General features: G+C 70.1%; 16 protein-coding genes and 2 pseudogenes. 8 read left to right on the plus strand and 10 right to left on the minus strand.

All coding sequences use genetic code 11. The features are described from left to right. Positions 1 to 3: 3 nt before the first annotated feature. The 3 genes from ACIG0D_RS14350 to ACIG0D_RS14360 all read right to left on the minus strand — a co-directional run bounded on the left by ACIG0D_RS14350 (position 4) and on the right by ACIG0D_RS14360 (position 2,733). Complete coding sequence (locus ACIG0D_RS14350) at positions 4 to 213, minus strand: SPOR domain-containing protein (RefSeq protein ID WP_399799958.1); 210 nt, start codon at positions 211 to 213, stop codon at positions 4 to 6. 402 nt (positions 214 to 615) lie between these two features. Then, positions 616 to 1,368, minus strand: a complete 753-nt coding sequence (locus ACIG0D_RS14355; protein WP_399799961.1) for a GntR family transcriptional regulator — start codon at positions 1,366 to 1,368, stop codon at positions 616 to 618. 147 nt (positions 1,369 to 1,515) lie between these two features. Then, a complete protein-coding gene (locus ACIG0D_RS14360; RefSeq protein WP_399799964.1) occupies positions 1,516 to 2,733 on the minus strand; it encodes a DUF4190 domain-containing protein in 1,218 nt (405 codons plus the stop codon). An 81-nt stretch (positions 2,734 to 2,814) separates the two neighbouring features. Here ACIG0D_RS14360 and ACIG0D_RS14365 point away from each other — a divergent pair, with 81 nt between their 5' ends. Continuing rightward, on the plus strand, positions 2,815 to 4,023 hold the full coding sequence (locus tag ACIG0D_RS14365) for a serpin family protein (RefSeq protein WP_399799967.1): 1,209 nt from the start codon (positions 2,815 to 2,817) through the stop codon (positions 4,021 to 4,023). A 39-nt stretch (positions 4,024 to 4,062) separates the two neighbouring features. Here ACIG0D_RS14365 and ACIG0D_RS14370 read toward each other — a convergent pair whose 3' ends face one another. Then, complete coding sequence (locus tag ACIG0D_RS14370; RefSeq protein WP_399799969.1) at positions 4,063 to 5,634, minus strand: S8 family peptidase; 1,572 nt, start codon at positions 5,632 to 5,634, stop codon at positions 4,063 to 4,065. A gap of 221 nt (positions 5,635 to 5,855) precedes the next feature. Beyond that, a complete protein-coding gene (locus ACIG0D_RS14375) occupies positions 5,856 to 6,686 on the minus strand; it encodes an oxidoreductase (RefSeq protein WP_399799972.1) in 831 nt (276 codons plus the stop codon). Positions 6,687 to 6,775: 89 nt separating this feature from the next. Here ACIG0D_RS14375 and ACIG0D_RS14380 point away from each other — a divergent pair, with 89 nt between their 5' ends. Both ACIG0D_RS14380 and ACIG0D_RS14385 read left to right on the plus strand, forming a co-directional pair. Continuing rightward, complete coding sequence (locus ACIG0D_RS14380) at positions 6,776 to 7,681, plus strand: LysR family transcriptional regulator (RefSeq protein WP_399799974.1); 906 nt, start codon at positions 6,776 to 6,778, stop codon at positions 7,679 to 7,681. 235 nt (positions 7,682 to 7,916) lie between these two features. Beyond that, positions 7,917 to 9,350: pseudogene (locus ACIG0D_RS14385) on the plus strand (glycosyltransferase family 39 protein); the annotation flags it as partial. A gap of 95 nt (positions 9,351 to 9,445) precedes the next feature. On the opposite strand, the gene ACIG0D_RS14390 reads toward ACIG0D_RS14385, so the two are convergent. From ACIG0D_RS14390 to ACIG0D_RS14400, 3 genes and pseudogenes are all read right to left on the minus strand, one after another. Continuing rightward, complete coding sequence (locus ACIG0D_RS14390) at positions 9,446 to 9,625, minus strand: lysine biosynthesis protein LysW (RefSeq protein WP_399800295.1); 180 nt, start codon at positions 9,623 to 9,625, stop codon at positions 9,446 to 9,448. Further along, positions 9,622 to 10,335, minus strand: a pseudogene (locus tag ACIG0D_RS14395) (SDR family oxidoreductase). Before ACIG0D_RS14395 ends, ACIG0D_RS14390 begins: the two are co-directional and overlap by 4 nt. Before the next feature lie 123 nt (positions 10,336 to 10,458). Beyond that, a complete protein-coding gene (locus ACIG0D_RS14400; RefSeq protein ID WP_399799978.1) occupies positions 10,459 to 11,022 on the minus strand; it encodes a low molecular weight phosphatase family protein in 564 nt (187 codons plus the stop codon). 472 nt (positions 11,023 to 11,494) lie between these two features. Here ACIG0D_RS14400 and ACIG0D_RS14405 point away from each other — a divergent pair, with 472 nt between their 5' ends. Continuing rightward, complete coding sequence (locus ACIG0D_RS14405) at positions 11,495 to 11,998, plus strand: LPXTG cell wall anchor domain-containing protein (protein WP_399799980.1); 504 nt, start codon at positions 11,495 to 11,497, stop codon at positions 11,996 to 11,998. Positions 11,999 to 12,581: 583 nt separating this feature from the next. Here the strand turns inward: ACIG0D_RS14405 and ACIG0D_RS14410 are convergent. Next, positions 12,582 to 13,583, minus strand: a complete 1,002-nt coding sequence (locus ACIG0D_RS14410; protein WP_399799983.1) for a GDP-L-fucose synthase family protein — start codon at positions 13,581 to 13,583, stop codon at positions 12,582 to 12,584. A gap of 304 nt (positions 13,584 to 13,887) precedes the next feature. Here ACIG0D_RS14410 and ACIG0D_RS14415 point away from each other — a divergent pair, with 304 nt between their 5' ends. From ACIG0D_RS14415 to ACIG0D_RS14430, 4 genes are all read left to right on the plus strand, one after another. Beyond that, complete coding sequence (locus ACIG0D_RS14415; RefSeq protein WP_399799985.1) at positions 13,888 to 14,541, plus strand: class I SAM-dependent methyltransferase; 654 nt, start codon at positions 13,888 to 13,890, stop codon at positions 14,539 to 14,541. 68 nt (positions 14,542 to 14,609) lie between these two features. Continuing rightward, positions 14,610 to 15,653 carry a GDP-mannose 4,6-dehydratase gene (gmd, locus tag ACIG0D_RS14420; RefSeq protein ID WP_399799988.1) on the plus strand — a complete coding sequence of 348 codons (1,044 nt, stop codon included), beginning with the start codon at positions 14,610 to 14,612 and terminating at the stop codon, positions 15,651 to 15,653. Positions 15,654 to 15,813: 160 nt separating this feature from the next. Further along, positions 15,814 to 17,259: a hypothetical protein gene (locus ACIG0D_RS14425; RefSeq protein ID WP_399799991.1), complete on the plus strand. Its 1,446-nt coding sequence runs from the start codon at positions 15,814 to 15,816 to the stop codon at positions 17,257 to 17,259. Positions 17,260 to 17,275: 16 nt separating this feature from the next. Beyond that, positions 17,276 to 18,052 (plus strand): FkbM family methyltransferase, encoded by a 777-nt coding sequence (locus ACIG0D_RS14430; RefSeq protein ID WP_399799993.1) that lies wholly within the window; start codon positions 17,276 to 17,278, stop codon positions 18,050 to 18,052. Here the strand turns inward: ACIG0D_RS14430 and ACIG0D_RS14435 are convergent, their stop codons facing one another. Then, a complete protein-coding gene (locus ACIG0D_RS14435) occupies positions 18,053 to 19,528 on the minus strand; it encodes an oligosaccharide flippase family protein (RefSeq protein ID WP_399799995.1) in 1,476 nt (491 codons plus the stop codon). Positions 19,529 to 19,548 lie beyond the last annotated feature (20 nt).

Below are 19,548 nucleotides of genomic sequence, written 5' to 3' on the forward strand. Positions count from 1 at the left end.
AGCCTATCGGGGGCCGATCTGGTCGTTCGGGCCGATCCGGCCGACCTGGTCGACCCGCTGGACCCAGTACAGCTGCTTGTGTCCGCGGCGGTCGAGGCTGTCCGCGATCTTCTGGGCCTCGTCTCGGGTCGCGTAGCGGCCGACGCTGTAGCGATTGCCGTTGTCGTCCTGGCGTATGACGAGCCAGGGAAGAGTGACCGTCCCGTCGTTCATCGCGCCCCTCCGCTTCCCGCCCTGCGCGCCCCGCCCGCTAAGGAAACCGCAATCCGCATATGCCCGAGCCTACGCCTAACCTTCACTCAGCGAATACGGCTTTTCACGAAGAGGTACGCAACAAGCCAGCGCTCAGGGGGCGCACGGTATCGAACGCGCCGTCGACGCGGACCGGCGGGTCCGGTCAGCGGCATTCCCGTCATCGCACGGGCGACCTGCGAAAACGACCGGATTCCAACCGGCGCGCGCCGCTCGGCCGATGGGCCGATGCCCCCGGCAACTGCCGCCAGGGCGCGCGCCGTCGGACGCGTGCGCGCTCCTGCGGCCCGTGTGATTCCCGGGGGCGGCGCACGCGACTCGCGGAAAGGGGAGGGAACCCGCCTCGGCGAGCGGAAGGAACCCCTACTTCACGGGCAGGTGGTACGCCACCCGGTAGCGGTCCGCCGGGATCACCACGTCGGCGGTCTCGACGGGGCGGCCGGAGGCGTAGAAGGTGCGCTGGACGACGAGGACGACATGGCCGGGGACGCCGCCGAGGGTGAGGAGTTCCTCGGCGAGGCCGGGGCGGGCGCCGACCTCCTCGGTGACGTTGTCGACGACGACGTCGATCGCGGCCATGCGCTCGACCACCCCCATGCCACCCAGCGGCCCCTCCTCGGGCAGCATCACGGGGGTGCGGCCGGTGACGGCGAGGGGTTCCCAGGAGGTGGAGAGCATCATCGGCTCGCCGGCCTCCCGGTAGACGTACTTGGTGCGCATCACGCGGTCGCCGGGCTTGATCGCCAGTCGTTCCGCGATCACCCCGCTCGCCTCGGTCTGCTCGCTGCTGGACTCCCAGGTGCCACGCACGGAGCTGTCGGCCTGCTCCTGCCGGAACGGGGTGGCGGTGTCGGCGGGCCGGAATCCGGAGCGGGCGATCCGGCGGGGCACCGGCCGCTCCCGGACGTACGTCCCGGAGCCGGAGCGGCCCTCCACCAGCCCCTCGGCCATGAGCACCTTGCGCGCCTCCAGCGCGACCGTGTCCGAGACGCCGTACTCCTCGCGGATGCGGGCCTGGGACGGGAGGCGGGTGTGCGGCGGCAGCAGTCCGTCGACGATCTTCTTGCGGAGATCACCCGCGACACGCAGGTACGCCGGCTGCTCACCGAATGTCACTGGCCGCTCCCATCAGGTTGTACAGACAGCAACAGCGTGGCAACCGTAGGTTGTGCCGAGCAAGCAAAGGCCAGAGAATCACTCGATGTGATGACATAAGCCCGCGAGGGGCTTTACGCAGGCACTTTCTCCCCGCTATAGCCGTGATCACACATCGAGATCGCCGCCGCTGTCCTCCCCGCTGTCGTAGTCGTACTCCGGCGGGCTGGTGTCCAGTCCCAGCGCCTCGCGCACGTCGATCGTCTTCGCGCCGTCGTAGAACGCGTACCCGGCGTCGTAGTGCTCGTAGAAGGTGTCCGGGTCGCCTGCCGTCGCCGCGTTCGCCCAGTGCTTGCGGGCCGTCTCCAGCTCCTTGACCAGGGCGGTGACGGGCCGCTCGGCGTCGCCGGTCCAGGTGTGCCCGCGCAGCGCCTCGGTCTGGGCGGCGACCGCGTCACGGACCTCGCCGGCCCACTCCGTGTTGGCGTCCAGGTCGTCCTCGGCGTAGGCCTCGGGCTCGCGGTCCAGGACGGTGTCGAGGTCGCGCACCGACTCCAGGTAGGCGAGCTGGTCGGCGTCGAGGGTGGTCGCGTCGTTGCGCAGCGAGCCGGTCAGGGTGCCCTTCTCGTCGGTGTTGCCGAAGGCGCAGGTGATCTCGCGGTCGCCGAGCCGCCAGCTCTGCCGGGTCGGGGTGAGGTAGTACACGTCCACGTGGTCGGGCACGGCCCAGACGTCCATGGCGTAGTCGTTCTGGAGCGCGTAGCACTTGTCGTCGGCGATGCTCGTGATGCGGTCGTCGCCGGGGTAGGAGCCGTCCGGCACGGTGACCGTGGCGAACACCTCGCCGTCGTGCTCACCGTCGCAGGGCACGATGTCGAGGTCGTACGTCTCGCCCTCCAGCGACCCGCCGGGCGCGTCGAAGCACTGGCCCTTCCTCACGGACAGGGTCTCCTCGGCGGCGCCCTCCTTGAAGCCCTCCCAGGCCTCGGAGGCGACCCCCGTGGGGATCGCCAGCGCCCACAGGGCCAGTCCGACGGACGACAGCGCGGCACCGGCGATCGCCATACCCTTGCCCCGCTCGCCCCGCTTCTTGATCTGCCGCAGCGCCACCAGGCCCAGCACCAGCCCGACCCCCGGCAGGAAGCACAGCACGCCCAGCACGAGGGCGGCGATGGCGACACCGTTGTGCGAGGGCTGCGGCGGGTGCGGGTACGGGTTCCAGACGCCGTACGGCGGCGGCGCGTAGGGCCCCTGGGGGTACGGGCCCTGCGGGAAGGAGTCGTGGGGGTACGGGCCTTGCCCGTACGGGCCCTGCGGGTGCGGAGCCGGGTACTGGCCCTGGGGACCCTGGGGCTGCTCCGGCCCTGGGGGCGGCGGTGTGGACACGAGTACCGTGCTCCTGACTTGGATCATGAGGAACTGACGTACGACGTGGCGCATCGTAAGCGCGGGACGGGCGGGGGCGGTATGGGGGTCGCGAAAGCGACGATCCGGGCGGTCAACGGGTTGACGGCGCGCTGGGCGCCGACGGTAGAGGGCGGCACCGTGTTCTCCGCGCCCGGGGTGTGGCCGCTGCTCGCCCTCCTCGCGGACGGCGCCGGGGGCACGGCCCGCGACGAACTGGCGGACGCGGTGGGGCTGCCGGCGGACCGGGCGGGAGCGGCGGCACGGGAGTTCCTGTCCGGGCTCGCGGCGCTGCGGGGCCTGGACTCGGCCGTGGGGCTGTGGACCAAGCGCACCCTGGAGCTGCGGGAGGCGTGGCGCGCCGGGCTGCCCGCCGGGGCACACGGGGTGCTGACCGGTGACGCGGGCGCCGACCGGGCCGCCCTCGACACCTGGGCCGCCCAGCGGACCGGCGGTCTGATCAAGGGAATGCCGGTGCAGGTGACGGACCGGACCGAGCTGGTGCTGGCCGGTGCGCTGGCGATGCGCACCCGGTGGCTGCGGCCGTTCCACGAGGAGCCGCTGTGCCCGGAGACCGGGCCGTGGGGCGAGCGGACCCTGCTCGGGCTGTGGCGCCGCAGCGAGGTGCTGGACCGGGTCGGCGTCGCGGACACCGCGCACGGCTTCGTCACCGAGCTGAAGGTGCTGGGCGACAACGCGCTGGACGTGCATCTGCTGCTCGGCGAGGAACACATGACGCCGGGGCAGGTGCTGGCCGCGGGCGTGGACGTGCTCGGCCGGCGGTGTCCGGTCGTGCCCGGTCCACGGCTGCCGTTCGGCGAGGCGGGTCCGGGCCTGCGGGTCGTCCGGGAGCGCTCCACGCGGCCGCGGCCGCCGGTGCTCGACGTGACGACGGCGGCGTACGACCTCACCGGCAGCCACGATCTGCTGGAGCGACACGCGCTGTTCGGCCTCACCACGGCGCGGGACGACCGGGCCGGGCACTTCCCCGGCGTCAGCGCCTTCCCGCTCGCCGTCGGCTCCGCCGAGCAAGCCGCGATGGCAAGGTTCGGGGCCCTGGGCTTCGAGGCGGCGGCGGTCACGGCGTTCGGCGCGGCCGGCGCGGGGATCCCGCAGCTGCGCTGGCTCGTCACCACCGTCGAGGCCCGCTACGACCGCCCGTTCGGCTTCCTCGCCGTCCACCGCCACACGCGCCTCGTCCTCGCGGCGGGCTGGGTCACGGACCCGGAGCCGTTCCGCGAGGACGAGGAGGTCGACCTGGGTCGGACCTGACGGGAAATCAGGGCCGACCCGGGTTCAGAGCCGACTCGATCAGAACTGGAGCGCCCAGGCGTCGATCCGCCCGGTGTCCAGGTTGGCGTTGTCGCTCACCCGGAGCTTCCAGGTGCCGTTGGCCGGCTCCGAGGAGGCGTTGACCGAGTAGGTGGTGTTGATGTTGTCCGAGCTGCCGCCGGTGCCGTAGCCCTTCAGCGTGTACGCCGTGCCGTCGGGGGCGATCAGCTGGACCTGGAGGTCGCCGATGTAGGTGTGGACGATGTTGACCTGGACGGCGAGGGTGGCGGGGGCGTTGCCGGAGACGCCGGAGACGGTGATCGGGGACTCGACGGTGGAGTTGTCGTTGATCGCGTAGTCACCGGTGTTCTCGAACCGCGGTCCGGGCGGGGTGGTGGTGCCGCCGCCGACGTACAGCAGCCGGTTGGGCGAGCCGGTGCCCGGGTTGGTGACGACGTTCGGGGTCGCCGCGGTCGTCAGCGCGGAGGACACCTGGGCGGGCGTGGCCGTCGGGTTGTCGGCCAGGTAGAGCGCCGCGGCTCCGGCGACGTGCGGGGTCGCCATGGACGTGCCGGAGATGGTGTTGGTGGCGGTGTCGCCGCTGTTCCAGGCGGAGGTGATGGAGGAGCCCGGGGCGAACAGGTCGAGGACCGAGCCGTAGTTGGAGTAGCTGGCGCGGGCGTCGGAGGAGGTCGTGGCGCCGACCGTGATCGCCTCGGTGACACGGGCGGGCGAGCGGGTCGAGGCGTTCGTGTTCTCGTTGCCCGCCGCGACGGCGAACGTGACCCCGGAGGCGATGGCGTTGCGTACGGCGGTGTCGAGCGCGGTGTCGGCGCCGCCGCCGAGGGACATGTTGGCGACGGCCGGCTTGACCGCGTTGCGGGCGACCCAGTCGATGCCGGCGACGACCTGGGCGGTGGTGCCGGAGCCGGAGTTGTTCAGCACCCGGACGCCGACGATCTTCGCCTTCTTGGCGACGCCGTACGCGCTGCCCGCGACGGTGCCGGCGACGTGCGTGCCGTGGCCGTGGCCGTCCTGGGCGACGTTGTCGTTGTCGATGGCGTCGTAGCCGTTGAAGGCCCGGCCGCCGAAGTCGCTGTGGCTGATGCGGACGCCGGTGTCGATGACGTACGCCGTCACGCCCTGCCCGGCGGAGTCCGGGTAGGTGTAGGAGTTGTTCAGCGGCAGCGCGCGCTGGTCGACGCGGTCCAGGCCCCAGGAGGGCGGGCTGGGCTGGGTGGCGTCGATGCTGAAGGTGCGGTTCTGCACGACGGAGGCGACGGCCGGGTCGGCGGCGAGCCTCTTGGCCTCGGACTCGGAGGCCTCGATCGCGTAGCCGTTGAGCGCCTTGGTGTAGGTGCGCTCGATGGTGGCGCCGTACTTCTTCGCCAGCGCGCGGCCCTCGGCGGAGCCGGAGCGGGCCCGGTCTGCCTTGAGGGTCACGATGTAGCTGTCGGCGACGGCGTTCGCCGCGCCCTCGTACTGGATGCGGCCTTCGGCGGCGGCGGGCGGCGCGGAGACGAGGCCCGCGGCGAGGGCCGCGGTGCTCGCGACGGCGAGGGCGGCCAGTCTTCGCCGGGTGGTGCTGTGGGGAGTACGCATCACTGCCATCTGAGGGGTCCTCCTCAATCGGTGGTGCGTTGGTGGGGTTACGCGCCGCATGGCAGGATCATGTCAATCCGTCGCCGCACGGTCGCGTCAGCCGAAAGATTGAGGCCTCCACAGGAATTGCACAAGGGTCCTGCACAGACGTAACCGCACCGCCTCAGATGTTGCATGACGAACCGTCACCTTTGCCGGAGGCGGATCGCGCCCCCGGCGGAAGGTGCCCGTCAGGCGTCGAAGCCGGTGTCCCGGGTGCGCTTCTCCCAGGCCGTCACGTCGCCCCGCACCTGGTCGAGGTGGTCGAGGACGGCGGTGACCGCGTCGTCGCCGAGCGGCAGGCGCAGCGGGGTCCGCTCGGCCTCCAGGGCGGCGCGGATCAGGGCCGCCGCCTTCGCCGGGTCACCGGCCTGGGTGCCGTCGCCGTTCGCCACGTAACCGCGGGTCTGGGAGACCTTCGGGTACGCGCCGCTGTCGGGGCTGAAGCCGGCCCGGTTGCCCTCGAACAGCGAGGTGCGGAAGGCGCCCGGCTCCACGATGAGCACCTTGATCCCGAACTCCGCCACCTCGTCGGCGAGCGCCTCGGACATGCCCTCCAGCGCGAACTTCGTCGCGCTGTACGCGCCGAACCCGGCGAACGACATCTGCCCGCCCACGCTGCTCATCTGCACGATCGCGCCCGAGCGCCGCTCCCGCATGTGCGGCAGCACCGCGCGGGTGAGCGCGGCGGGCCCGAAGACGTGCAGGTCGAACAGGGCCCGCAGCTCCTCCTCGGTGGTCTCCTCCACGGCGCCGACGTGGGTGCGGCCGGCGTTGTTGACCAGCACGTCGATCCGCCCGTGCCGGGCCACCACGTCCTGGACGGCCGCGTCGGCGGCGCCCGTGTCGGTGACGTCCAGCCGCAGCGCCTCCATCTGGTCGGGATGCGCGGCCACCAGATCGTCCAGGGCCTCGGTGCGCCGCGCGGCCCCCACCACCACATCCCCGGCGGCCAGCGCCGCCTCGGCGATCGACCGCCCGAATCCGCTGCTCGCGCCCGTGATCAGCCAGACCTTGCTCATGTCCCCTCCTCATATGGCTGTCGTGACGCGAACAAGCCTGTGGGAAAACGATGTTGCCCGTCCAAGATTTCCGGTGATAACCGTGAGGCATGACAACCGACGCACACGGCAGGGAACTTCGCGCCTTCGTCGCCGTGGCGGAGGAGCTGCACTTCACCCGCGCGGCGGACCTGCTGTACGTCTCGCAACCGGCACTCAGCAAACGGATCCGCTCGCTGGAACGCCAGTTGGGCGTCGAGCTGTTCCGGCGCGACCGGCACAGCGTGGCGCTCACCGAGGCGGGCGAGGCGCTGCTGCCGCACGCCCGGCGGGTGCTGGCCGCGTGGGAGGAGGGGGCCGGCGCGGTCGCGCGGGTCCGGGCGGCCCGGCGGACGACCCTGGTGGTGGGCATGAGCACCAGCCCCGGCCGGGGCGGGCTGCTCCCCGCGATCCGGTCCCGCTTCAGCGCCGCGCACCCGGAGGCCACCGTACGTCTGCGCCAGGTGAGCTGGGAGGACCCCACCGCGGGCCTGGCGGACGGCGAGGCCGACGTCGCCTTCGTCTGGCTGCCGCTGCCCGACCCCGGCCGCTACGCCTGGACGGTGGTCGCCGAGGAACCCCGCCTCGTCGCCTTCCCGGACACCCATCCGCTCGCCGCCCGCCCCGAGGTGGACTTCACCGACCTGCTCGACGAGCCCTTCCTCGCCCTCCCGCCCAGCGCCGGCGCCCTGCGCGACCACTGGCTCGCCCTGGACGCCCGGGGCGGCCGTCCCCCGCGCATCGGCGCGGAGATCGCCGGCACGGAGGAGACGTACGAGGCACTGGTCGCCGGCCTCGGCGTCTGCCTGGTCGCGGAGGGCAACGCCCCCCTGATCCGCCTCGGCGGCGTCACCACCCGCCCGGTCCGCGGCATCGGCCCGACCCGGTACGCCCTGGCCTGGCGGCGCGAGGACGGGGGGCGGGCGCTGGTGCGGGGGTACGCGGAGGCGTGCAGGCGGGTGCGGGACCGGGGGTGAGGGAGATCTGGCCGGGGACGGAGCTTGGTTCGGGGCTGGAGTCGGGGGCTGGGAGCCCGGAGCTGGGGTCCCGGGGCTGGGGTCGGGGCCTGGGGGAGCCCGGGGTTGGGAGTCCGGGGCTGGGGGTTCGCGGCTGGTGGTTCGGGGCTGAGGTCAGTGAACGCTCCGAGGCGGCCCGCCATCTTCCTCCCTGTGTACTCCCCGAAGATCATCCGGTTCGCCCCTTCCGCCACGGATCGACGGCGCCACCCCGTGGCGACGGCGTCCCCCCGTCTGGCTGCCACCGGTGCTGTGGACCCTCGCCCTGGGTCTGTGGGGTCTGTCGCGGCAGGGCAGCGTATGGCGGGACGAGGCGGCGACCTGGCAGGTGGCCCGGCGTTCCACCGCCGAGATCTGCCACCTGCTGGAGAACGTGGATGTGGTGCACGGCTGCTACTACCTGCTGATGCACCTGCTCTTCGAGTGCTTCGGCCCGGGCACGACGACGCTGCGGCTGCCCTCGGTGCTGGCCATGGCCCTGGCGGCGGGGTGTGTGGCCGTCATCGGCCACCGGCTGGCGGGCGTGCGGGCGGGCACGGCGGCCGGACTGGCCCTCGGACTCCTCCCGGCAGTCCAGTTCCACCTCCAGGAGGGCCGCCCGTACGCCCTGGTCGCCGCAGGGGCCGCCATCTCCACCCTCCTCCTGGTGACGGCCCTGCAACGACCGGTCCGCGCCCGGCACTGGCTCGCCTACGGCAGCACCCTCGTGCTCATGGGCCTGCTGAACTGGCTGTCCCTGATGATCGTCCCGGCCCATCTGGTGACGCTGCTCTGGAGCCGGACCCGGCGCGAGGTCCGCATCCGCTGGACGGCTGCCACCGCGACCGCCACGCTCTGCGTCCTGCCCCTGATCCTGTTCAGCCGGACCCAGTCCCGGCAGGTGTCCTGGATACCGCCGCTGACCTGGCACATGCTGATCGGCCCCGCGATCCTGCTGGCGATCGCCGGCGTCTGCGCCCTCCTGACCCGACCGCGGACGGCCCGCGTGTCCCCCGCGAGCGTCGGCCTCCCGCTGCTCGCCATCCCCCACCTCGGCCTGATCGCCCTCTCCCTGAACCGGCCCCTGTTCCTGGACCGGTACATCCTCTACAGCCTGCTGGGCCTGGCCCTCCTCATCGGTGCCGCCGTGGACACGGCGATACGGGCCCTCTCCCGCCGGAACCCGCCCGCGTCACGCTGCCTCCTACCGGTCGTGATCACGATCGCGGTGATCGCCCTGCTGCCGCAGTCCCTCGCCAAACGCTCCCCGGAGAGCCGCGTGGACGACGTCATGGCCATAGCCTCGGACGTACGCCGCGCGAAGCAGCCCGGAGACGCGGTCCTCTTCCTCCCGGCGGCCCGCCGCGACACCAAGTCCGTCTCCCCCGCCTCCTTCACCGGCCTGCGTGACATCGCCCTCCGCGAGACCCCCGAGGAATCCGGAACCCTGAAGGGAGTCGAGGCCGGCCCGGAGCGCATACGGGCCGCCATGCTCGACCACCGGCGCATCCTGCTCGTGACGGACGCCACCGCGGTGGCGAGACCGCCGACGGCAGAGCGGGAGCGGGTGAAGGCGTCCGTGCTGAGCACGTACTTCCGGCCGGTGTCCGACGAGGAGGTCAGGGGCCGGAGGCTGACCGTGTACGAACGACTGGAGCGTCAGCCGGCCCCCGGCATGGTGGGGAATCACAGTGAGGTGAAGCCAGGTTCGTCAGCACTCTCGGCAGCCGAACGCAGTGATCACCGTTACTCTCCCCAGTCCTCTTCGACATCGGGCGCGAGCGCGAGCACCACGGGGCTCAGCGCCACGATCTCCAGCTCGATGCGACAGCCCGCGCACTCCAGAATCTCGTTGAGCCGCACCGAATCGCCGATCTCCACCGACTCCTCGCACTCCGGGCAGGCGTGTGCAATGGCCGTGGTCATGAGATGCGCTCCTTCCGATCGGTAGGCATCGCTCTCCGCAGCAGCGGGGGCGGCCGGATTTCTGTGACGGCCGGGGATATCCACCGGTGCGCATATCCCTTTTCCGACGGAGGACATCGCCCATGCCCTTCAAAGGCATCGTTGACCTGGATCACCTGCGGGGTGATGTGTCCGGCGGCGGGAGAGGCCAGCCAGTGCAGGGTCTCGGCGACGTCCTCGGGCGTGCCCGCTCTTCCGTTGGAGGTCTCGGCGATCCACATCACCCGCCGGTCCTCGGGCGCCTTCCCGCCGAAGAACCCGGTGTCCTCGATGAAGCCGGGCGCCGCCAGATTCACCGTGATCCCGCGCGGCCCAGAACGCGGGCCGGTTCATGGGCGTACAAAGTTGACCGTCCAGTCGTGGGCGATCGCATCCAGCGGATCGTCCGAGGTGACCGGGGGCTCGAGGCCACCGTTGCCGCCCACGCCGTGAATCAGCACATCGACCCGTCCGCCGAGCTCCGCGGCCACGAACTCCCTTACGCCCCTCACCTCTTCCGGCTCGGTCAGATCGGCCGGGTACACGAGCGCGCCCGGCACCCCGGCCTTCTCCAGCACCTCGCGTCGCCGCCCGAGCAGCAGCACCCGGTCCCCGCCCGCCGCGAAGGTCCGCGCGGCCGCGAGCCCGATCCCCGTTCCCCCACCGCTGATCACCACATTGTTGCGCGTCATGCGATGGTCGTACCGTCGAAGATCTTCTCCGCTCGGCGTGGACTGCGCGACTGGGATTCCTCCTCCCATGCCATACGGGAATAAGGCGGGGGCGCACCATCTGGCAGAGGACGAAGAGGGATGCTATCCGGTCCGCATGGCGGCGGCGATCCGCTCGACGATCTCCTCGATCTGAACCAGGCACTCGTGCACTTGTGGTGGAGGTGCGCCAAGCGGGTCCGCTACGTCCACGTCACCCGTGCCTGTCGACAGGGCACCACGGCGAGCGGCCGCGCCCCGGACGAGGATCACAAACCGTGCGGCCGGATCCACCACGCCCGCGGCGTCCTCCGAACGCACCAGCCGGGCGAACTCACGGAAGGTGAAAGCACGGGACAGCGCCCGCACAGGGGACAACCGCACAGCGGCCTCACGATGCTCCGTCTCAGCGCCCAGCACCAGGTCCGCGTTTTCGACCATCTCCTTGGTCAGCCGGCAGGAGCCCATCGCGCCGGGCTGGACGCCACGTCCGAGGAGGAAGGAGGCGACAGCAGCCGCCATTGGCATACCCGTGACGGCTTGGGTGCCGGCACTGCTCAGATGGACCACTTGCCGATACTCGAGCAGTTGGTGCCTGAGCAGGCACTCGGCAAGCGGAGAGCGATAGACGTTGCCGGTGCACACCACAAGTACGCGGAACGGGGGCACACACCCTCCAGGAGGAGAAGAAAAGGGGACCAAGACGTGAGACGCAATGTCAGTATTAATCCGCGATCTCCGCCGGGTGAGGACTTCAAAGAGCGTTTCTTCCCGGCTGTGGTGTTGGTGTCGGGTTTCAGGATCGCGCCATCCGGTCAAGCGGCGGTCGTCGGGTGAGCGTCGCGGCCCGGGCGGTGCTGACGCTCGACGACACCGGCTTCACCAGGAAGGGAGTGGGCCGACCCAGGGAATCACCGGTCAGGCCAGTCGCCACAGGGCGGGCCAACCGAATGGCGCATATCGGCCCCCTTCGCTCCTCGCACCCGGGGACTGACGGCTGATCCGGTGATCTGCATACGCCATACAGCGCCTTGTCTCCCGAAAATGCTTAACAGGCGCTATTAGGCGCTACTTATGCCCATACCGCACTCGCGGGCCGGACCATGCCGTCGCCTGATTCCACTTGAGGAGCGTGAATACGATGACGGCGTCATCGAAGTGTCGTGCCGCCTTCGCGGCCACAGCAGCCTCTGCTGTCCTGGCCGCAGTCCCCGTCGTGGGGGCCCAACCAGCCCACTCCCAGCCGTATCCACCCGATGCCCCGAGCCTGACCCTCAGCGCCACCACCGTCAGACCAGGAGACATCCTCGGCTTCACAGGGACCGGGTTCATCCCGTTCGAGGGGGTGGACGCATTCCTCCTCTCCAAGCCGATCAAGCTGGGCCACTTCACCGCCGACGCGAACGGGACGGTGGAGGGTACCGTCACCATCCCCAGGTGGACCGATCCGGGCGAACACATCTTCCGTCTCAAGGGAGAGAAATCGAAACTGACCCTCTCGGCCGAGATCACCGTACTCCCGAACAAGCCTCACCTCGCCGACACCGGTGAGGACCACTCGGCCGTTCTGTTGGGCGGAGCCGCAGGGCTGCTGGCGCTCGGAACCGGCACGATGATGGCCGTCCGGCGACGGAAGCAGAACTGACCACCCCGCCCCATCGGGCAGCTGCGAAGGCCGTAGCACTACCGGCGGCCGGCAGCGGAAATTCCGACACATGACCCCAGGTTGCCGTCAGGGTATCCGCCTTCGGCCGCTGCTGCTTTGACCTCCTGAAGCAAGCCCCTCCCGGAAGGCGGTCGAAGCCGAGGCGGCCGGACCCCGGTGAGGCACAGCAAGCAGTCCGCCGTATGACCTGGCATCCCGCCTTCCAGGGCTATGCGGCGTCGATGAGTTCATGCCGGACGCCCGACCTTGCGCCACCCCAACAGAACGGCCAGGGCACCAGCGTGACGCCGAGCCCTCTGCCTATGTCGAAGTGATCGATGTAGGCGCCCTCGCACACTTCGACGGGAAGCCCCGTGGGCTGAGCCGGCCGACGTGCCACGCCGACCAGGACGACACGTGCGCCGGCCCCTCCCAGGCGGCTTCGCAGACAGCGGGGCCGTGTCACGTGGCTCTGGCCGTCACAGGACAGGGGTCGTCAGGAGCGGGCCGCGGGCTCTTCCGCGGATGCCGCCGCGGGGGCGGTTCGCCTTCGGCCCTCCCCCCCCGGCCGCCGCGGAGTCCGTCAGTGCCGCAGTGTGCCGGACTCGAGATTTTCCACGTACCAGGCGTACGTCCGGGCGATTCCTTCTCGCAGGCCGATACGAGGGACCCAGCCGAGCGCGGTGAGCCGGGATACGTCGAGGAGCTTGCGCGGGGTACCGTCCGGCTGCTTCGTGTCCCACTCGACGCTCCCCCGGTACCCGACGACGTCCGCGACGAGCTCCGCCAGTTCCTTGATGGTCAGGTCCGTGCCGGCGCCGACGTTGACCGGACTGTCCGCGTCGTAGTGCTCGATCAGGTGCAGGCACGCCCGTGCCAGGTCGTCCACGTGAAGGAACTCCCGACGAGGCGTGCCACTGCCCCAGTTCGTTACCCGTCGCGCACCCGACTCCTTCGCCTCGTGGAAGCGCCGCATCAGGGACGGCAGCACGTGAGAGTGCTCGGGGTGGAAGTTGTCGCCCGGACCGTACAGATTGGTCGGCATGGCGGAGATCCACGGCAGACCGTACTGACGTCGTACCGCCTGCACCTGCAGAATGCCGGCGATCTTGGCGATGGCATAAGCGTCATTGGTCGGTTCCAAAGGACCCGTCAGCAGCGCCTCCTCGCGGATCGGCTGCTCGGCGAACTTCGGGTAGATGCAACTGGAACCCAGGAACAGCAGCCGCTCGACCCCGTGAGTCAAGGCCGCGTCCAGCACGTTCACCTGGATGCGCAGGTTGTCGGAGAGGAAATCGGCGGGCCGCGTGGCGTTCGCCTTGATCCCGCCCACGCGCGCCGCGGCCAGTACCACCACGTCCGGCCGTATGGCGGCGAACCAGTCCAACACTGCCTGACGCTCCGTCAGGTCCAGCACGGCCGAGCCGGGTGCGACCACATCGGTGAACGCTTCCCGGCGGAGCTCCCTGCGCACCGCCGAACCGACCAGCCCCGAGCCCCCGGCCACGAACACGCGCGCCGAGCGGTCGAGGGGGCGGTGCACCCTGGCTTGGACCGTGGCACCTGTATCAGTACAGGCGGACATGGGCTTCGACGTCCTCCTTCACGGGCGGTGCGTCGAAAGCCGCCGCCTCCGCACAACCTTTGAAAACTGAGGGCCTGTCAACTGGTGGACTCGACATGTAATCCACGAAAAGCGACACAAGGTAATGATACGGATGATAGCGCCCATATCCGTAATCTTTGTCGGGTGCCACAGGTTCCGGAAGTGCCGGAGGTGCCGGAGTTAGGGGCCACATCTTGTCCGTCCTGACGGCTCTGCCGAAAGACGAGGCGCCTGACCGTCGAGACGTGCAGCGCCGCACGACACGTGGCCAGGAGGAAGCAGCATGCTGAAGACAAAGATCGCCGATCCCACGAGGCCGGGATCCCTTGCCCACTCGGCGCGCGCCAAGCGCTGGGACGAACTGCTGCGATGCTTTCCCGATCTGGCCGAGATGCACGTTCTCGACCTCGGCGGCACCCCGACCGCCTGGCGTGGCGCACCTGTCCGGCCGGCGCACGTGGTGACCGTCAATCTCGACCCGCGCACCGCCCGGCATGCCGAGCCCGGGATCACCCCGGTCGTCGCGGACGCGTGCAGCCTCACCCTGCCGACCCACCTGGTCCCCCGGCGATTCGACCTCGTGTACTCGAACTCCGTCCTGGAGCACGTGGGAGGTCACTACCGGCGGAAGCAGTTCGCCGACACGGTGCACAGCCAGGCGGACCACCACTGGGTACAGACCCCCTACCGCTACTTCCCCGTCGAGCCCCACTGGCTGTTCCCAGGGCTGCAGTGGCTCCCGTTCCGGGCTCGCGTGGCCGTCTCCCGGCACTGGCCGCACGGACACGTCCCACGCGCGGGGCATGCGCAGGCCACCCGCGACGTCCAGGAAGTCGAGCTCCTGTCCGCGGCCGAGATGCGGTCCTACTTCCCTGCTTCCACCATCTGGTTCGAACGCTTCGCCGGACTTCCCAAATCACTGGTCGCGAGGAAGTGAGCCGTGCCCGCCGTCCTCCCCCGCCCAGGTGCGTTCAACAGCCCCACAGCCCAGCAGAAGGAGTCCGCATGACGGACAAGACCGCGCTCATCACCGGCATCACCGGCCAGGACGGCTCCTACCTCGCAGAATTGCTGCTGCAGAAGGGGTACGTGGTGCACGGAATCGTCCGCCGGGCCTCGACCTTCAACACGCAACGCATCGACCATCTCTACCGGGATCCGCACGACCCCGAGGCGCGCCTCTTCCTGCACTACGGCGACCTGACCGACGGAACCCGGATCACTGGGCTGCTCGAGCGGCTGCGGCCCGACGAGGTCTACCACCTGGCCGCCCAGTCCCATGTACGCGTGTCGTTCGACGAGCCGGAGTTCACCGGGGACTCCACCGGGCTGGGCACCACGCGGTTGCTCGAGGCCATCAGGACGACGGGCCTGCCCTGCCGGTTCTACCAGGCGTCCAGCTCGGAGATGTTCGGTGCTTCCCCGCCGCCTCAGCACGAGGGCACCCCGTTCCACCCGCGCTCCCCGTACGGGGTCGCCAAGGTGTACGCGTACTGGGCGACGCGCAACTACCGGGAGGCGTACGGGATGTACGCGGTCAACGGCATCCTGTTCAACCACGAGTCTCCTCGCCGTGGCCCGACCTTCGTCACCCGCAAGGTGGCGACGGCCGCCGCACGCATCAAGGCCGGCCTGGAGGACGTCGTCTACCTGGGCAACCTCGACGCCCGACGGGACTGGGGATACGCGGCGGAATACGTCGAGGCGATGTGGCGGATGCTGCAACAGGACGAACCGGATGACTATGTGGTCGCCACCGGCGTCAGCTACAGCGTGCGCGACTTCGTCGAGCAGTGCTTCGCTCATGTCGGCCTCGACTGGCGCGACCATGTGCGGTTCGACGAGCGATACCTGAGGCCGACCGAGGTGGACGACCTCGTCGGAGACGCCTCCAAGGCAGAGCGGATCCTGGGGTGGCGGCCGACGGTGCGAGCCCCGGAGCTGGCCCGCCTCATGGTCGACGCAGAAATCGCGGCCCTCTCCCCGGCGCCTGCCGCTCCCATCGGTGCACCCGCCGCAGCAACGGCGCTCGAGCTGGTCGGGCAGTGACGCGTACAGGAAGGGCGACGCCGGGGAAGGCAGCCCTCCTGATGAGCAGCCACCCCCTCACGTCCAACCATCACCTGCCCTTCTGAAACGTCCCTTCACAGCCACGGCATGCCACCGCGTGCTTGCGCCTCCGGCTCACCCCCCTCAGGACGGACCAACGGTGCACGACCTAGCCGTCACCTCGGACATCACTCTGACCCTCTTCATGGGACTGGCGCTCCTCGCCGTCCTGTTGTGGATCTTCGCGCAGCACTGCAACACCGCCATCGGCCTCCTCCTGGGCGTACAGGTGTGGATGATCGCCGCCGATGGAGAGATCCCGGTCTTCGATGTCGGCGTCACCCTCCACGCAAGTGATCTGCTGGCCGCCTGCGCCATGCTGGTGGCCGGCGCCCGGCTGCTGCGGCGGGGCGTGCCGCCGCGGGCCGAGTTGCTGCTCGTACTGGCGGTGATGTGCCTGATCGCATGGTCGATCCAGCGGGGAGTCGGCCCATGGGGTCTGCAGACCGCCGCCAATGACGCCCGCGTCTACTTCTGGCAGGTCTTCGCCTCGGTCCTGTATGTCGCGACCGCACCCCTGCATCCCGGCAGGGGCCGGGCCGTCGTGCGGCTGTGGCTGGTCTCAGCCGCCGCGTACGCCGCACTGAGCCTGGCCGGATGGCTGAACACGGGACTGCATTCGGTCGTCGATGCCGTCACCGTAGGAGGGGTGCTGTACGACCCCAGGCCGGTGCCGGCCAGGTCTGCTCTGGTCCTCGCGCAGAGCGCGGTGCTCTTGCTGTGCCCCTTGGGCGGGGGCTCGTCCGGGCCGAACACGACCGCGGAGAACGGCCCGGGAAGAGACCGGCCGGGGCGGAAAGGCCGGCCGGACGGCGGCCGCGGCAAGATCCTGCCGGCGTTGCTCTGTCTGGCCTTCGTGGTGCTGCTGCAGCACCGGACCGTCTGGGCGACCACCATCGTGATGGCGGTCGTGTGGTGGGCGCTGATTCCTTCCCGACCAGGTCAACGCCTGGCCTACGCCGCGGCAGCCGTGTTGTCGTCGTGCGTGGCCGCACTGACGTTCGCCGCCGGCATGTTCGGCGGGATCGGCAGCGTCCTCGCCGACTCCTTCACGGAGACTCAGAGCGCGAACAGCACCTTCTCCTGGCGGGTTCACGGCTGGCAGGAGCTCATGGACGGGCCCAAGACCCTGACCGAATGGTTGCTGGGCAGCCCGTTCGGCTCCGGCTACGACCGGTGGGTCGGAGGCGTGCTGATCTCCGTCACCCCGCACGACTACTACCTGCACGTCGTGCTTCGCCTGGGCGTGGTCGGACTGCTCACGTTGCTGACCCTGTACGTTCTCTTGTGGCGGCGGCTCGGTCGCGGCGGGAACGGCACGCCGGCATTGCGTCTGATGGTCGTCTCCCAACTCGTGCTCTTCGTCTCGTACGCTCCGTTCCCCGAGCAAGGGGTCCTCCTCGGGCTGTGTCTGTGGCAGGTGCGTGCCGACGCGGCGGGCCGGTTCAGCGATGTGCGGAGCAAACCGCTCGTCGGCCGGCAGAGAAGTGACACAGAAAAGGAGCGGATCCGGAGCACGGTGAATACCGGGAAGGGACCCGAGTAGTCCCGACAATGGGGAAATGACTCTCCTTCACCGCGTCCGCGTCGCCGCTCAGCGCGTCGGCCTTGATGTGAACCGGTTTCCGCAGTGCTCACCCGATTACCGCGTCGTGCGGCTGATTCTCCGCAGCCGCGTCGATGTGGTGCTGGATGTGGGGGCGAACCGTGGTCAGTACGGAACGATGCTGAGGCGGTTCGGATACCGGGGAAGGATCGTCTCGTTCGAGCCGCTCCACGAGCCCTTGCGAACACTGCGCCGCCGCGCCGCGGCGGACGCGCTGTGGAAGGTGTTTCCGTATGCCCTCGGTGACAGGAACGGCACCGTCCACGTCAACGTGGCCGGTAACGGAGGTGCCAGCAGTTCCGTACTGCCCATGTTGTCCAGGCACGCAGCGGCCTGCCCGGAATCCCGATACGTGGACGTCCAGGAAACCGAGCAGTTTCGTCTCGATGCCATCTGGCCGCAAGTGGCCGGGCCCGAGGAGCGCGTGTTCCTGAAACTCGACGTCCAGGGATATGAAGGAGCCGTCCTGGAAGGGGCCGCGGACCGCGTCGGTCAGTGCACGGGACTGCAGATGGAAGTCTCGTGCGTCCCGCTGTACGAGGGAGGTCTGCTCCTGGAGGACGCGCTGGGAATCGCGCAGCGCCGGTACGGGATGACTCTGGCGGCACTGGTGCCCGGCTTCAGCGACAACCGGACCGGGCAGATGCTGCAGTGCGACGCGGTGTTCCTTCGTGATCTCGCACGGGGTGACGGCGCAGCATCACGGATGACGGGGGCAGTCGACCGCCCTTGATCAACACGGTCGGTCGGACGGATCCGTGGCCGCAGACGGCGGGGGCGGGGAAGTGGCCGCTCTCCGGTTCCGCAGCAGGCCCGTGGCGACAGCAACCGTGAACACGGGAATCCGGCCACGCAGAAGCACGCACACCAGGATGACCGGCAGCATGGCGACCAGGCCATATCCCAAGGCCACCGCCGTGGAACGGTCCGCGGAGCCGAGCGCGGCGGCGCCGCCGAGCGCCGCACCGACGACGAGGTGCATCCCGTGCATGCGCAGGGCGGTACCGGCAGGCATCAGGCCGGACCGATGCCAGGCCGCCAGCTGCACGAGATGGCCCACCGTTTGCCCCACGGCGGCCGCGACCGCCACCAGCAGAAGGTCCTGGGTGAGCGCGGCAGCGGCAACCCCCGCCACGGTCGCGACGACCGTGGCCGTCAGCGTGCCGAGCAGGGCCCGTGGTGCGTTCCGTACCTGGTCGATCAGCCCTCCGCAGTAGCACAGCAAGGTCATGGCCGCCGCCGCGGACAGGACAGGCACCAGTGCCACGGCCGGCTCCCAGCCCGGTCCCAGCAGCAGGCGGAGGACCCCCGGCCCGATGCCTGCCGTGATGCCGAACCCGATGAACGCCACGGCCGACGCCGCACACAGCGTTCGCTCCACATCCTGGCCGAAGCGGAGACCTTCGGCGCGCCGCTCGGCGAGCAGCGGAGTCACAGCCCAGTTGATCCCTTGGTACAAGAACGTCAGAAGCAGTCCGGTGAACAGGGACGCTCGGGAGTACGCTCCCGCGGCACCCGAGCCGAACAGCCGGCCCGAAACCCACAGGGGGATGTTGTTGGTGATGAACTGCCCCAGGCTGTGGCTCGTCATGAATCCCGAAGGGGCGAGGAGATCGCGAGCCCTGACGGGTGGCCCGGGAGGCAGAGGCCGACGAGCAATCCAGGCCGTGCCCACGGACAGGGCCACGGCCGCCGCGACCGGCTGTGCGAGAGCCAGTCCGAAAGGGCTCCAGCCGCATACGAGGAGACCAGTCGCCGTTGCCACACCCACCGCCTGGCCCAGCGACTCGGCCAGCACCGCCATCGGGGCCGCACCCGCGCGGCGCATGGCCGTGACGGTCACGTTGGCGCTCGGCTGCACGAGGAACACGCAGGCCAGCAGACGCGCCATGACGGTGAGGTCCGGCATGTGGAACAAGGAGCCGAAGACCGGGGCCACCGCTTCCACGAGGAGGAAACACACGGCGCCGGAGATCATTCCGAGACGCCGGGCGGCACGCACGAAGGGCAGCGTCAGGCGCTCCGACCGGAGCACGCAGGCCGACAGCCCGGCGTTCGCGAAGTAGCCGAAGAACGGCACCACGGTCAGCGTGATGGCGTAAACGCCGTAGGCATGGGCATCCACGGTGCGGGCGGTGTAGGCCGTGTAGCCGAGCTGGAGCAGCACGACCACCACGGAACCGGCGATGTTCCAGCGCAGGTTGATCACGGCTGACCGGGATGCGGTTT

Source organism: Streptomyces sp. NPDC052773 (genome assembly GCF_044547145.1).
Lineage (GTDB): Bacteria > Actinomycetota > Actinomycetes > Streptomycetales > Streptomycetaceae > Streptomyces.

Coding starts and splice junctions, on each gene's coding strand:
- ACIG0D_RS14350 (WP_399799958.1), bottom strand. CDS start 213: ATGAACGACGGGACGGTCACTCTTCCCTGGCTCGTCATACGCCAGGAC.
- ACIG0D_RS14365 (WP_399799967.1), top strand. CDS start 2,815: ATGGGGGTCGCGAAAGCGACGATCCGGGCGGTCAACGGGTTGACGGCG.
- ACIG0D_RS14370 (WP_399799969.1), bottom strand. CDS start 5,634: ATGGCAGTGATGCGTACTCCCCACAGCACCACCCGGCGAAGACTGGCC.
- ACIG0D_RS14375 (WP_399799972.1), bottom strand. CDS start 6,686: ATGAGCAAGGTCTGGCTGATCACGGGCGCGAGCAGCGGATTCGGGCGG.
- ACIG0D_RS14380 (WP_399799974.1), top strand. CDS start 6,776: ATGACAACCGACGCACACGGCAGGGAACTTCGCGCCTTCGTCGCCGTG.
- ACIG0D_RS14390 (WP_399800295.1), bottom strand. CDS start 9,625: ATGACCACGGCCATTGCACACGCCTGCCCGGAGTGCGAGGAGTCGGTG.
- ACIG0D_RS14405 (WP_399799980.1), top strand. CDS start 11,495: ATGACGGCGTCATCGAAGTGTCGTGCCGCCTTCGCGGCCACAGCAGCC.
- ACIG0D_RS14410 (WP_399799983.1), bottom strand. CDS start 13,583: ATGTCCGCCTGTACTGATACAGGTGCCACGGTCCAAGCCAGGGTGCAC.
- ACIG0D_RS14415 (WP_399799985.1), top strand. CDS start 13,888: ATGCTGAAGACAAAGATCGCCGATCCCACGAGGCCGGGATCCCTTGCC.
- gmd (WP_399799988.1), top strand. CDS start 14,610: ATGACGGACAAGACCGCGCTCATCACCGGCATCACCGGCCAGGACGGC.
- ACIG0D_RS14430 (WP_399799993.1), top strand. CDS start 17,276: ATGACTCTCCTTCACCGCGTCCGCGTCGCCGCTCAGCGCGTCGGCCTT.